Annotated in this window: 11 protein-coding genes and 2 tRNA genes; 11 read left to right on the top strand and 2 right to left on the bottom strand. The window is 35.0% G+C overall.

Annotation, left to right across the window (positions count from 1 at the left end; all coding sequences use genetic code 11):
* Positions 1-196: 196 nt before the first annotated feature.
* Positions 197-3886, bottom strand: coding sequence for a phosphoribosylformylglycinamidine synthase (purL, locus tag EMN46_RS13865; protein WP_154201419.1), 3690 nt, complete (start codon positions 3884-3886; stop codon positions 197-199).
* Positions 3887-4492: 606 nt separating this feature from the next.
* On the opposite strand from purL, the gene mce reads away from it, so the two are divergent.
* From mce to EMN46_RS13900, 7 genes are all read left to right on the top strand, one after another.
* The gene (mce, locus tag EMN46_RS13870; RefSeq protein ID WP_154201420.1) at positions 4493-4897 is read left to right on the top strand and encodes a methylmalonyl-CoA epimerase; all 405 of its coding nucleotides are present in this window, start codon (positions 4493-4495) and stop codon (positions 4895-4897) included.
* Between the two features lie 35 nt (positions 4898-4932).
* Positions 4933-6489 (top strand): acyl-CoA carboxylase subunit beta, encoded by a 1557-nt coding sequence (locus EMN46_RS13875; protein ID WP_154201421.1) that lies wholly within the window; start codon positions 4933-4935, stop codon positions 6487-6489.
* Positions 6490-6501: 12 nt separating this feature from the next.
* Positions 6502-6864 (top strand): OadG family transporter subunit, encoded by a 363-nt coding sequence (locus EMN46_RS13880; protein WP_154201422.1) that lies wholly within the window; start codon positions 6502-6504, stop codon positions 6862-6864.
* Positions 6861-7277 (top strand): biotin/lipoyl-containing protein, encoded by a 417-nt coding sequence (locus tag EMN46_RS13885; RefSeq protein ID WP_154201423.1) that lies wholly within the window; start codon positions 6861-6863, stop codon positions 7275-7277. Before EMN46_RS13880 ends, EMN46_RS13885 begins: the two co-directional genes overlap by 4 nt.
* 552 nt (positions 7278-7829) lie before the next feature.
* Complete coding sequence (locus EMN46_RS13890) at positions 7830-8942, top strand: sodium ion-translocating decarboxylase subunit beta (RefSeq protein WP_195715278.1); 1113 nt, start codon at positions 7830-7832, stop codon at positions 8940-8942.
* Positions 8943-9139: 197 nt separating this feature from the next.
* A tRNA-Gly gene (locus EMN46_RS13895) sits at positions 9140-9212 on the top strand.
* A gap of 90 nt (positions 9213-9302) precedes the next feature.
* A tRNA-Gly gene (locus EMN46_RS13900) sits at positions 9303-9375 on the top strand.
* Between the two features lie 152 nt (positions 9376-9527).
* Here EMN46_RS13900 and EMN46_RS13905 read toward each other — a convergent pair.
* Positions 9528-10772 (bottom strand): aminotransferase class I/II-fold pyridoxal phosphate-dependent enzyme, encoded by a 1245-nt coding sequence (locus EMN46_RS13905; RefSeq protein WP_368667545.1) that lies wholly within the window; start codon positions 10770-10772, stop codon positions 9528-9530.
* Between the two features lie 379 nt (positions 10773-11151).
* Between EMN46_RS13905 and EMN46_RS13910 the strand changes: the two genes are divergently transcribed.
* Genes EMN46_RS13910 through EMN46_RS20005 form a run of 4 tightly spaced genes read left to right on the top strand, consistent with a single transcriptional unit; the run spans position 11152 to position 13652 of the window.
* A complete protein-coding gene (locus EMN46_RS13910) occupies positions 11152-11964 on the top strand; it encodes an outer membrane protein assembly factor BamD (protein ID WP_154201424.1) in 813 nt (270 codons plus the stop codon).
* A gap of 37 nt (positions 11965-12001) precedes the next feature.
* Positions 12002-12388 carry a DNA-directed RNA polymerase subunit omega gene (locus tag EMN46_RS13915; RefSeq protein WP_229130378.1) on the top strand — a complete coding sequence of 129 codons (387 nt, stop codon included), beginning with the start codon at positions 12002-12004 and terminating at the stop codon, positions 12386-12388.
* Positions 12389-12447: 59 nt separating this feature from the next.
* Positions 12448-13005, top strand: a complete 558-nt coding sequence (locus tag EMN46_RS20000; RefSeq protein ID WP_229130379.1) for a flavoprotein — start codon at positions 12448-12450, stop codon at positions 13003-13005.
* A 14-nt stretch (positions 13006-13019) separates the two neighbouring features.
* A complete protein-coding gene (locus tag EMN46_RS20005; RefSeq protein ID WP_229130380.1) occupies positions 13020-13652 on the top strand; it encodes a phosphopantothenoylcysteine decarboxylase in 633 nt (210 codons plus the stop codon).
* Positions 13653-13701: the final 49 nt, after the last annotated feature.

Raw genomic sequence — 13701 nt, forward strand, 5'->3', positions numbered from 1 at the left:
GGTTCTACGTTATTAAACTAAAAAGACCTAAAAGCTCATTGCTTTTAGGTCTTTTATAGAACTCGTTATTTTGTAAATTATTTCATAAGAAGTTTCCCTGTGTAAGTTTCGAAATACAAATGTTTAAATTTTTATAGTAGATGAAAAAGCCCTCTTTCTGATAGGAAAGGAGGCTTCTAAATATATGGATATTTAATTATTTATGTTTTGCAATCCATTTTCTGGCATTAACAAAAGCTTCAATCCAAGGACTTAATTCGTCTTCGTTTCTACTTTCATCATAGTAAGCCCAGTTCCAAGGGTATGTTGCACGCTCAAGGTGTGGCATCATCGCTAAATGACGACCATCTTTAGAACAGATTGCTGCAGTTTCGAATGGAGATCCATTAGGATTTGCAGGGTAATCTTTAAAGCTGTACTTCATTGGAATTTGATATTTGTCTTCACCGTAAGGTAATTCAAATTTACCTTCACCGTGAGCAATCCAAATACCAAGACGGCTATCAGCAAGAGTTGAAAGCATAACTGAATCGTTAGCTTGAATATCAACATTTACAAAACCTGATTCGAATTTATGAGATTCATTATGAATAAGTTTTGGATGCTTGTCGTGATCAGGGTAAATTAAGCCTAATTCAGAGATTAGCTGACAACCATTACAAACACCAAGACTTAGAGTATCTTCACGTTTATAAAAATCATCAAGAGCTTTTTTCGCTTTATCATTATATAAGAATGCGCCAGCCCAACCTTTTGCCGAACCTAATACGTCTGAATTAGAGAAACCTCCAACAAAAACAATCATGTTGACATCAGAGAAATCTGAACGACCTGAAATTAAGTCAGTCATATGAATATCTTTAACATCCATACCTGCTAAATGCATCATCCAAGCCATTTCTCTATCGCCATTAACACCTTTTTCACGGATGATAGCTGCTTTTATACCAGATTTGGTTTTACGTTTAGGATCAATGCCATATTGAGCAAATTTACCAGTGAAATTTTCTGGAAATTTATAGCTAAGCTTATTCTTTTTATATGATTGGTAACGTTCTAAAGCTTTATCATGTCCTGATTGGTTACGATCTAGTAGGTATGATGTTTTGTACCAAAGATCACGTAAAGAAGCAATATCAAGTGCTAAGTTTTTATCAGCCTTAGTAATTGTCAATTTGCCAGCTTCAGCAGGTGTTCCAATTTTATGGAATATAATACCAGCCTCAGTAAGCGTTTTGCATACAGAATCAAGATCTTCTACCTGGATAATAACACTAGGGTTTTCACTAAATAGAATTTTGATTAAGTCATCTTCTTTAATCTCATCAAGATTGATTGAAGCACCAAGCTTGTTGTCAGCAAAACACATTTCAAGTAATGCAGTAACCATACCACCTGCAGAAATGTCGTGACCAGCAAGAATCTTTCTATCTAGAATGAGTTGTTGAAGCGTTTCAAAAGTTTTAGCAAAATATTTAGCGTCGTTTACATTAGGAGTAGTTTTTCCTAATTTGTTGACGATTTGTGCAAAACTACTACCTCCTAATTGGAAGGCATCTTTTGAAAAGTCAATATGTATTAAGTGAGAGTTTGCAACATTTTTCATCACTGGGCTAACCATGCGATTGATGTCTACGATTTCACCAACAGTAGAAATAATTACAGTTCCTGGAGCATATACCACATCATCCTGACCATATTTTTGGGTCATAGATAAGGAGTCTTTACCTGTTGGAATGTTTAAGCCAAGCTCAATTGCGAATTCACTAATCGACTCAACAGCTTTGTAAAGACGAGCATCTTCACCTTTATTTTTGCAAGGCCACATCCAGTTAGCTGAAAGAGAAACGCCTTTAATACCATGCTCAATTGGAGCCCAAACTAAGTTGGTTAACGATTCTGCAATAGATAAGCGAGAACCGTTAGCCGAATCGACAAGAGCTGAAACAGGAGCGTGTCCAATAGAAGTCGCAATACCTTTTTCACCTTGGAAGTCAAGAGCAACAGCTCCTAAATTGTTTAGAGGCAATTGAAGAGGACCAGCGCATTGCTGCATTGCAATTTTACCAGTAACAGAACGGTCTACTTTGTTAGTTAACCAATCTTTACAAGCAACAGATTCCAATTGAAGAACTTGTTCAAGATAATCTTCTAATTTATCAGCTTCGTAAGCAACTTCTTCGAATGTTTCAACGACTGTTACGTCATTCATTACAGTTTTTGGTGGCTTACCAAACATTTCAGAAAGACCAAGATCGATAGGATTCTCACCTGTTTTTTTATCTTCGAATGTGAAACGCATGTCGCCAGTTGTTTCACCAATAGTATATATAGGAGCTCGTTCACGATCAGCAATACGAGTTAATAAATCAACATCATCTTTTCCAATAACTAATCCCATTCTTTCTTGAGACTCGTTACCAACAATTTCTTTAGCAGATAGGGTAGGGTCACCAACAGGAAGCGCATTAAGATCAATTTTTCCACCAGTTTCTTCAACCAATTCCGATAGACAGTTTAAGTGACCACCAGCACCATGATCGTGAATAGAAACAATAGGGTTGTGATCAGACTCAGCCATAGCACGTATAGCGTTGCATACACGTTTCTGCATTTCAGGATTGGAACGCTGAACGGCATTTAATTCAATTGAATTAGCAAATTCACCAGTTGCTACAGATGATACTGCAGAACCACCCATTCCAATTCGGTAGTTATCACCACCTAAAAGAACAACTTTATCACCTTTTTTAGGAACATCTTTTTGAGCTTGCTCTAGTCGACCATAGCCAACACCACCAGCTTGCATGATGACCTTATCGTAACCGTATTTTTTATTATTTTCGAAATGCTCGAAAGTCATTACTGAACCACAGATTAATGGCTGACCGAATTTGTTTCCAAAGTCACTTGCACCATTTGAGGCTTTTATAAGAATTTCTTCAGGAGTTTGGTATAGCCATTTACGAGGATCGGTAGCATTTTCCCATTTTCTTGATGCTTCAAGTCTTGGGTAAGCCGTCATATAAACAGCAGTTCCTGCCATTGGTAAAGAAGCTTTTCCTCCAGCAATACGATCTCTAATTTCACCACCTGTTCCCGTAGCAGCACCATTAAAAGGTTCTACTGTAGTTGGAAAATTGTGCGTTTCTGCCTTTAATGAAATGACAGTGTCAATATCTTTCGTATAGAAGAAATCTGCTTTGTCGTGAGTAGCTGGAGCGAATTGCTCAACTCTAGGTCCTCCAAGGAAAGCACAGTTATCTTTATAAGCCGATACAATTCTATTGTGATTCTTTTTAGAGGTTTCTTTGATTAATTGGAATAGAGAAGACTCTTTTTCTTCTCCATCAATAATAAAGGTCCCGTTGAATATTTTGTGACGGCAATGTTCCGAGTTAACTTGAGAAAAACCGAATACTTCTGAATCAGTAAGTTTTCGTTCAATCTTCTTTTCAACACTTTCTAGGTAGATTACTTCTTCTTCGCTAAGTGCTAAACCTTCTTGTTTGTTGTAAGTTCTAATGTCTTTGATATAAACAACAGGATCAGCTTGTTTTTCAATTGTGAAAATAGTTTGATCGAGGTTTTTGTAGAAGTTTTGTAACATGGGGTCGAACTGAGGGGTTTCAGTCTCAACTTGAGTGAATTCCTCAATACGGATAATTCCATTTAATCCCATGTTTTGCGTAATCTCAACAGCATTGGTACTCCAAGGAGTAATCATCTCTCTGCGAGGTCCTACAAACTTGCCATTTACAGTATTGTTAGTCAGAACTTCAGCATCGCTAAATAGCCAAGATAATTTAGCTGTGTCAATTGCATTTAATTCGAGAGAACAGTGTACTCCGTAATGAACTTTACCTTTTTTAAAGAATAGTATCATCTTAAATTTTTTATAAAAATTGGTTGAAAGCAGATTTCGCTGCAAATATAGTTAAAGTGTTTGATTTTGTTGAGTGGACATTGTGTAAATTCAATATTTTCATACTTTACGTTTAACAATCCAATCTGTGTTATGTATTGATGAAGTTGGTTCTCTAGATTGATGTTTTTTTCAATTAGGATAGAATTTGAATGTCTTATTTGTATCAATAAGGTCGTAAATTGCTGAAGAAATAGTTAAACAATTGAATTTAATCTTGAATTTTGTGGGGAAAGATAAGGCTTTGTGATATCTATTGTTTTAAAATAGTTTTTCCTATACTTGAGAGGTTATTAAGTTTTTTCTCTGGAAAAGATGAAAATCGAATTCATTTGTATTTACTGAAAATTAAAATTTAAGTAAATGTTTTTGGAGGAGAAAAAAGTATTAGATTAGTGCTCTATACATTTGGGTAAAAAACGATGTGTCAGAGGTGGATGTGTAGTTTGTTTTTACCATATTGAACATGTTGAAAAACAATTATAATAATCTATTAAAACGTTGATTATCGTACTTCCTTTCAATATTTTTGTGACTAATTTAATCAATTAAAAATATAATTTTATTATGAAACCAACACACATTGAGCATATTGGAATAGCAGTAAAAAGTTTAGATGAAGCAATTCCTTTTTATGAAAAAGTTTTAGGTTTAAAATGTTATGCTATTGAAGAAGTAGTTGAACAAAAAGTAAAAACTGCGTTTTTTAAAGTGGGTGACGCAAAAATTGAATTGCTTGAGTCTACTGACCCTGAAGGTCCAATTGGTAAATTCGTAGCGAAAACTGGTGGAGGAATGCATCATATGGCATTTGCTGTAGATAACGTTCAAGAAGCGTTGAATGATGCTGCAGAAGCTGGATGTCAATTAATCGACAAAACACCTCGTGGTGGAGCTGAAGGTTTAACTATTGGTTTCTTGCACCCTAAGTCAACTCAAAGAGTTTTGACAGAAATTTGTGGTAAAGAATAAGTAATCAATTATAACAAATTATAACAAAAGACGTTATGGCTAGTCAGGATAAAATTAAGAAGTTAATTGACTTAAGAGCTGAAGCAAAACTTGGTGGAGGTGAGAAACGTATCGCATCTCAGCATAAGAAAGGCAAATATACAGCTCGTGAAAGAATCGACATGCTATTGGATGAAGGTAGCTTCGAGGAATTTGATATGTTTGTAACGCATCGTTGTACCAATTTTGGTATGGAGAAGACTAAATTCTTAGGCGATGGAGTTGTTACAGGTCAAGGAACTGTTGATGGGCGTTTAATTTTCGTATTTTCTCAGGACTTTACAGTATTTGGTGGTTCATTATCTGAAACTTTTGCACAAAAAATTTGCAAAGTGATGGATATGGCAATGAAAATTGGTGCACCTTGTATTGGTTTGAATGATTCGGGGGGAGCTCGTATTCAGGAGGGCGTTACTGCTCTTGCTGGTTATGCTGATATCTTCCAAAGAAACATCATGGCGTCTGGCGTTATTCCTCAAATTTCTGCAATTTTTGGTCCTTGTGCTGGAGGAGCTGTTTATTCTCCAGCATTAACTGACTTTATCATGATGACTGAAGAAAAGTCATACATGTTTGTTACTGGTCCTAAAGTAGTGAAAACGGTAACTGGTGAAGATATTTCTACCGAAGAATTAGGAGGTGCTGATATGCATTCTTCAAAATCAGGTGTTTCTCACTTCAAGTTGGAAGACGAAGAAGAGGGTATCATGATTATTCGTAAGTTATTATCTTTTATGCCGTCTAATAATCTTGAAGAGCCACCATTGGCTGATTGTACTGATCCAATTCATAGAATGGAAGAAGTATTGAATGAGATTATTCCTGAAAATCCTAATATGCCTTATGACATGAAGGATGTTATTTATTCTATGGTTGATGATGCTGACTTTCTTGAGGTTCACCGTCACTATGCAAAGAATATTTTAGTAGGTTTCTCAAGAATGGGAGGTAGGCCAATTGGTATTGTTGCCAATCAACCTAATTTCCTTGCAGGTGTTCTTGATATTGAATCTTCAAGAAAAGCTGCTCGTTTTATTCGTTTCTGTGATTGTTTTAACATTCCTATTCTTACTTTAGTTGACGTTCCAGGATTCCTTCCAGGGTCAAGTCAAGAGTTTGGTGGTATTATTGCCCATGGTGCAAAATTAATGTTTGCTTATGGTGAAGCTACAGTGCCTAAAGTAACAATTACGCTACGTAAATCATATGGTGGTGCGCATGACGTTATGTCTTGTAAACAACTTCGTGGTGATCTTAACTATGCTTGGCCTTCAGCTGAAATTGCTGTAATGGGAGCTAAAGGTGCCATAGAGGTTCTACATGGTAGAAAAATGATGAAGCTTAGCGATGATGATAAAAAGACATTTATCAATGAGCAAGAAATTGAGTATAACGAGAAATTTGCTAATCCATACAATGCTGCTTCATACGGCTATATTGATGATGTGATCGAACCTCGAAATACACGTTTTAGGGTGATTCGTGCTTTCCAAACTTTAGAAACTAAGAAGCAATGTAATCCTGCTAAAAAACATTCAAACATTCCATTGTAAAAATAATAAACTATGAGTTATATCAATTTATTATCGATTGGAAGTCAGGGAGGATGGACAATTGCCTTCGTTGGGTATGCTATTGTATTTACCGCATTGATCGTTTTGGTTCTTGTTTTTCTTGTTCTTCCTAAGGTTTTGCATATTAATCTTAGAACGAAGCTTAAAAAGGAAGGTAAATCAAGTGCTAATATTGATAATTTGAATATTGAAGGAGATGTGAATGCTGCCATAGCAATGGCGCTTTACTTGCATTTTGAACAAATTCATGATGATGAAAGCAATATTATTACCATTAAGAAAGTAACTAAGAATTATTCTCCATGGAGTTCTAAAATTTATGGAGTAATGAATCAACCAAGACTAAGACGATGAAAAAATTCAAATTTACTATACACGGACAAGAATTTGATGTTGATATCAAAGATGTCAAAGGTTCAAATGCGCAGATTGACGTAAACGGTACTGTTTATGATGTTGAATTTCATGATGAAGGAAAAGCTAAAGCTCCTCAGTTAATTCGTAAACCTGTCGTTAATAAACCGGGTGAAGGTCAAATTAAGAAATCTGTAGGTGGTGTTAGTGTAAAAGCGCCTCTTCCGGGTACAATCATTAAAGTTAATGTTGCTGTTGGTGATGAAGTTAGCTCTGGTGATACTTTGCTTGTAATGGAAGCTATGAAGATGGAAAATAACGTCTTGGCTGAAAAGTCAGGTACTGTTAAATCTATTAAAATTAGTATTGGAGACGCTGTTCTTCAGGATGATATATTGCTTGAAATTGGATAATTAATTTAAGTCAAATACAATATGGTGAAGAACTTGTATAAAATGATATTCTCAATTATTTTGATGTTGGGGATAGCTTTTTCATCTCTTGCACAAAAGACAGAGGTTGTTAAGGATCAATTGACCGAAGGAAAATGGATTAACCATCAAGATGGTTATATTCCCAATCCTTTAGGTGATGAAACTAAAGGTACCGTAAAGCGTTACAAAGTTTATGAATTCCAGAGGGACAATACGTTCACAATGGATTCTATTAAGCAACGTTTTACTGGGAATTGGAGCATTGAAGGGGAGAAAATTATTCTGACTTTTAATATTCAAAATGTTCAACGATTTAGTAAGAATATAAATCCTAATTCAAGTCCCAATAACTATTGGGTTACAGAAGGAAAATTAAATTTAGGCACACGTTTTTGTCAAATTGATGACGATGTACTTAAATTTGGTAATAATGAGACTTTGAATTGTTCTCATGAATCAGATGCTGTTGTTGGATTAAAGAATTTTTATGAATTTACTGGATTTGCTAATGTAACAGCTGGTCACTTGTTGATGATGTTAATTGGTATTTTCTTTATTTTCTTAGCAATTAAATACGATTACGAACCCTTGTTGCTGATTCCTATTGGAACGGGTATTTTGATTGGTAACATTCCAATGTTCCAAGCTGTAGACTTTAACTTAAAGTTAGGTGTTTATGAACCAGGATCAGTAATGAATATTTTATATTCAGGTGTATTGCAGGGTTGGTATCCGCCTCTAATTTTCTTGGGAATTGGTGCTATGACAGATTTCTCTTCATTGATTTCAAACCCTCGTTTGATGATTCTTGGAGCAGCTGCTCAGATAGGTATCTTTGCTACATTTATTGGTGCTCTTTGGTTGGGTTTTGCTCCGGCAGAAGCAGGAGCTATTGGAATTATTGGTGGTGCTGATGGACCTACGGCTATCTTTTTATCATCAAAACTTGCCAATGGAGTCAATGTAATGGCTAATGGAGAAACGGTTAAGAATTTAATTGGACCTATTGCAATTGCGGCTTATTCGTATATGGCTTTGGTACCTGTTATTCAACCTCCAATTATTAACTTATTGACATCTGAAAGGGAACGAAAGATTAAGATGAAAGCTCCTCGTGCAGTGAGCCGTCTTGAGAAAATTATGTTCCCAATTATTGGTTTGTTATTAACAGCTTATATAGCACCAACTGCAGTTCCTTTGTTGGGTATGTTATTCTTTGGTAATTTGCTAAAAGAATCAACAGTGACGAATCGTTTGGCTGATACGGCTAGTAATGCATTGATTAATATCATTACAATTTTGCTAGGCATAACAGTAGGTGCCTCTACGCAAGCTGATGTGTTCTTAACTGAAGACTCTGTTTTAATCTTTGGATTAGGTGCTGCTTCGTTTGTTATTGCAACAGCTGGTGGCGTTGTCTTTGCTAAGCTGATGAATCTTTTATCATCAAAAGATCGTCAAATCAATCCTATGATTGGTGCTGCTGGTGTATCGGCAGTTCCCGATAGTGCTCGAGTAGTGCAAGTGATGGGCTTGGAGAATGATCCAACTAATCATCTCTTAATGCATGCAATGGCGCCTAATGTTTCTGGTGTGATTGGTTCTGCAGTAGGAGCAGGTATTTTATTAAGTTTCTTAATGTAAAAGCTATTTTGTATTTCGAAAAATATCTTCTAAAACACCTCTGAAATACAGAGGTGTTTTTTTATTATATTTTTCGGTCAAAACCCTTGCTGAACTGTAGAGAATTCCTATATTTGCATCGCGATTGACAGAAATAATACTCAATAAATATTATAAAGTCAGGTTTTTCAATAACGATTGAAAATAGAGCGTAAATTGCGAGAATAGCTCAGTTGGTAGAGCACGACCTTGCCAAGGTCGGGGTCGCGAGTTCGAGTCTCGTTTCTCGCTCAAATCAGTTATCTTTTCTGATTGTAAAAAAAAAAGAAATTGCGTAAATTGCTCATCCCGATAGCTATCGGGAGGTAGAAATTTATTGATGCGAGAATAGCTCAGTTGGTAGAGCACGACCTTGCCAAGGTCGGGGTCGCGAGTCCGAGTCTCGTTTCTCGCTCATAAAGAGTTTGAGTAAAAGGATTGTTTCTTCTGAAGCAATCCTTTTTTTTATGTCTTTTATTTTCTGACTTAAGTATCATTTAAAATTAGGACACAAAAAAAAAGCGATACTTGTAGGTATCGCTTTTTAAAATTTATATTGTGTACTTATTATTTGAAGATATCAGCAAATTTTTTGCTGTATTCGCCATCGTTAAGTTTTTTAGCTACTTTTTTAAATGCATCTACAGTGTACTTAACATCTTCTAAAGTATGAGTTGCAGTAGGAATTAAACGAAGTAGTAATTGTCCTTTAGGAATTACAGGATAGACTACAATTGAGCAGAAAATGCCATAATTTTCTCTAAGATCCATTGTTACTTGAGTTCCTTCAGCTACATTACCTGAAAGATATACTGGTGTAACTGGAGATTGAGTACATCCAATTTCTAATCCAGCTTCAGTTAATCCTTTTTGAAGAGCTTTTGTGATAGTAAATAGTTGTTCTCGTAATTCAGGTTTAGTTCTAAGTAATTCTAAACGTTTGATAGATCCTTCAACAAATGGCATTGGAAGTGATTTTGCAAAAGTTTGAGAACGCATATTGTAGCGTAAGAAACCACATACATCTTCATTACAAGCAACGAATGCTCCAATACCAGCCATAGCTTTAGCGAATGTACCAAAATGAACATCAACACCATCTTCAACACCGAAATGTTCAGGAGTACCTGCACCTGTTGCACCCATTACACCGAAACCATGAGCATCGTCAACTAATAAACGGAAGTCAAATTCTTCCTTCATAGCAACTATTTCGTCTAATTTACCTAAGTCACCTGCCATACCGAATACACCTTCAGTAATTACAAGGATACCACCACCGGTATTTTCAGTCCACTTTGTAGCGTGCTCAAGTTGCTTGTGAAAGTTTTCCATGTCATTGTGAGGAAAAACGAAACGTTTCCCTTGGTGTAGTCGCAAACCATCCATAATACATGCATGTGATTCAGAATCATAAACGATTACATCATGACGATTAACTAAGGAATCGATGATAGAAAGCATACCTTGGTAACCATAGTTCAAAAGAAAAGCATCTGGTTTACCAACAAAATCAGCCAATTGAGCTTCAAGTTCTTCGTGACGACTAGTTTGTCCAGACATCATACGAGCTCCCATTGGATATGCAAGTCCCCATCTTTCAGAAGATTCAGCATCAGCTTTTCTCACTTCAGGGTGATTAGCTAGTCCAATGTAGTTGTTTAAACTCCATGTTAAAACTTCTTTACCACGAAATTTCATTCTTGATCCAATTTCGCCTTCCAGTTTAGGAAATGCAAAATATCCATGAGCTTGCTTAGCGTATTGCCCTAGATTTCCTTTTTTTGAGGTAACTTTGTCAAATATATCCACAGTATGTGCTTTTATTGAATTTTAAATATTACGAATGGTGTTCTAAATTTTATTAATGGTAAATTTTAGAAATGAATTCATATACTGTGCAAAAGTAATATTTTCTAAAAAAAAATCAAGCTATAGAAGCATGAGATTTTCTTTGCTTATTAATATTAAATGATATATGGTTAAGATTACTATGTTTCGTAACAAGTTTAATTCAATAAAAGTATGAATTTGAACGAATTGAATTTGTAATTCAATCTTAATAATGCTTTTATGTCTGATTAGCTTGTTAAAAAAATCTAAATGCAACAATATGAGAGCTTGTAATGTTCAATATTGATGGAAAATTCTATCTTTGCATGATACAAAAATTGTAGAGTCCTATATACTTATGAAAAAATTTCTTTTGTTGATCGTGCTTCTTGCTACGCTTTTAGCTGGATGTAGTGAATATCAAAAACTTCTAAAGAGTAATGATGTTAATCTAAAATACAAAAAAGCAATTGTATATTATAACGAAGAGCAATATGTAAAAGCAGCGACGCTTTTTGAAGAGCTTATACCTATTTTTAGAGGAACAAGTAAGGCCGAAACTGTAAGTTATTATATGGCTTATTGTAACTACGGAATGGGTGATTATATCACAGGTGGATATTATTTCCGTAACTTCATTAAGAATTTCCCTGATAGTTCGTATGCTGAAGAGTGTTTGTATATGAGTGCATATTGTTATTATATGGAATCTCCTAAACCTCGATTAGATCAAACGGCAACTTCAGATGCTCTAGATGCATTACAATTGTATATTAATCGTTATCCAAACTCATCTCGTATTGAGGAAGGTAATAAGTTGATTGACGAATTACAAGATAAATTGGTTTACAAATCATATTTAAGTGCTCGTAATTATTTTGATAGAGAGAAATACCCATCAGCTGTTATTGCAATACAAAATGCAATTAATGATTATCCAGGTTCATCATATCGTGAGGAGTTAAAGTTTATGCTTTTGGAATCTCGTTTTCAGTATGCTGTGAAATCGGTTGATCAAAAACAAAATGAGCGTTACAATCTTGCAAAAGAAGAATATTTCTCTTTTGTTGATGAGTTTCCAAAAAGTAAGTTTCAGAAGGAATGTGAACGTATGATTAATACGATTGATGCTTATTTTGGAAAAGATAAATCTGCAAATGAAGATAAATAGTTATAAATTAGAGAAAAGATATTAAAAATTTGTATTTTTGCGAACTGAACTAAAAAATAAACCAATAGATAATAATTCTTTGACAGTTATGGATTACAAAAAAACGAATGCAGCAGGTTCTACAATTACACGCAATGTTACTGAGTTGAGTATGGAAGTTGGGAATACTTATGAATCGATAATGATTATGGCAAAGCGTTCTAATCAAATTGCTGTAGAGCTTAAAACTGAACTGAATAATAAACTTCAAGAATTTGCATCTTTTACTGATAATTTGGAGGAAGTTTTTGAAAACCGTGAGCAGATTGAGATTTCTAAATATTATGAACGTTTACCAAAACCAACTTTAATTGCGATTGAAGAGTTTATTAATGGTGACATTTATTACAGAAATCCTGCTAATGAAACGAGTTCAAATAAGTAAAATTTTGCTTTAATATTTAAGTTCCCTTGAAATAGGGGACTTTTTTAGTTTTACAACTTATGTTGAAAGATAAGAAAATAATACTAGGTGTTACAGCAAGTATTGCTGCATACAAAGCGGCTACTTTAGTGCGCTTACTTATTAAAAAAGGTGCTACTGTTAAAGTTATAATGACACCTCTTGCCAAAGAATTCATTTCTCCGGTAACGATGGCTACTCTTTCCAAAAATACTGTTTTGTGTGATTTTTTCAGGCATGATGATGGTCAATGGAATAGTCATGTAGATCTTGGATTGTGGGCCGATGTCTTATTAGTAGCTCCAACTACAGCCAATACAATGGCTAAAATGGCTCATGGCATATGCGATAATCTATTGTTGACGACTTATTTGTCAGCAAAATGTCCAGTGGTTCATACACCTGCTATGGACCTGGATATGTTCAAACATCCTGCTACACTTCGTAATATGGAGATCTTAAAATCATACGGTGATAGTTTCATAGAACCATCAAGTGGTGAACTTGCTAGTGGTTTGTTTGGAAAAGGTCGTATGGAAGATCCAGAGATAATTGTTGCAAAACTTGAAGAGTTTTTTGCTTCAAAAAAAAAAGATTAATTGATAAAAAGGTTATGGTAACAACAGGACCGACCTACGAAAAGATCGATCCTGTTCGTTTTATTGGTAATTTCTCATCTGGAAAGATGGGTTTCTCAATTGCTGAAAACTTAGCTGAAGAAGGTGCTCAGGTAACTCTTATATCTGGTCCATCAGCATGCCAAACAAATCATCCTAATATTAATAGAATTGATGTTATTTCTGCAAAAGAAATGTACGAGGCATCAATTGAACACTTTCCCAATAATGATGGTGCTGTAATGACAGCTGCTGTTGCGGATTTTACGCCTTTGAATCCTGTTGATTCAAAAGTAAAGCGCGGAAAATCAAACTACACGATTGAATTAACTCCTACACAAGATATTGCTGCATCACTGGGACAGATTAAGACTGAAAAACAATTTTTGGTTGGATTTGCTCTTGAGACTAATGATGAAGAACAAAATGCGCAACTGAAACTGAAAAAGAAGAATTTAGATCTGATTGTGCTCAATTCGTTGAATGATTCAGGTGCCGGTTTTCAGCATGATACAAACAAAGTCACCATATTCACTAGTGAAGGGCGAATGAAGAAGTTTGATTTAAAGCCAAAATCACAAGTTGCAAAAGATATTGTTGATGAGATAATTCTGAATCAAAATTATTAATCAGTTGTTTAGCTCTTAAACAATAATTGAATATTTCTTTAGTTAGCAT

The organism is Ancylomarina sp. 16SWW S1-10-2, from assembly GCF_009669305.1.
Classification (GTDB): Bacteria; Bacteroidota; Bacteroidia; order Bacteroidales; family Marinifilaceae; genus Ancylomarina.

What these genes read in the sequence shown, in the direction of transcription:
- EMN46_RS20000 (WP_229130379.1), top strand. Translation starts at nt 12,448, where the DNA reads ATGTTGAAAGATAAGAAAATAATACTAGGTGTTACAGCAAGTATTGCT.
- mce (WP_154201420.1), top strand. Translation starts at nt 4,493, where the DNA reads ATGAAACCAACACACATTGAGCATATTGGAATAGCAGTAAAAAGTTTA.
- EMN46_RS13910 (WP_154201424.1), top strand. Translation starts at nt 11,152, where the DNA reads ATGAAAAAATTTCTTTTGTTGATCGTGCTTCTTGCTACGCTTTTAGCT.
- EMN46_RS13875 (WP_154201421.1), top strand. Translation starts at nt 4,933, where the DNA reads ATGGCTAGTCAGGATAAAATTAAGAAGTTAATTGACTTAAGAGCTGAA.
- EMN46_RS13890 (WP_195715278.1), top strand. Translation starts at nt 7,830, where the DNA reads ATGATGTTAATTGGTATTTTCTTTATTTTCTTAGCAATTAAATACGAT.
- EMN46_RS13880 (WP_154201422.1), top strand. Translation starts at nt 6,502, where the DNA reads ATGAGTTATATCAATTTATTATCGATTGGAAGTCAGGGAGGATGGACA.
- EMN46_RS13885 (WP_154201423.1), top strand. Translation starts at nt 6,861, where the DNA reads ATGAAAAAATTCAAATTTACTATACACGGACAAGAATTTGATGTTGAT.
- EMN46_RS20005 (WP_229130380.1), top strand. Translation starts at nt 13,020, where the DNA reads ATGGTAACAACAGGACCGACCTACGAAAAGATCGATCCTGTTCGTTTT.
- purL (WP_154201419.1), bottom strand. Translation starts at nt 3,886, where the DNA reads ATGATACTATTCTTTAAAAAAGGTAAAGTTCATTACGGAGTACACTGT.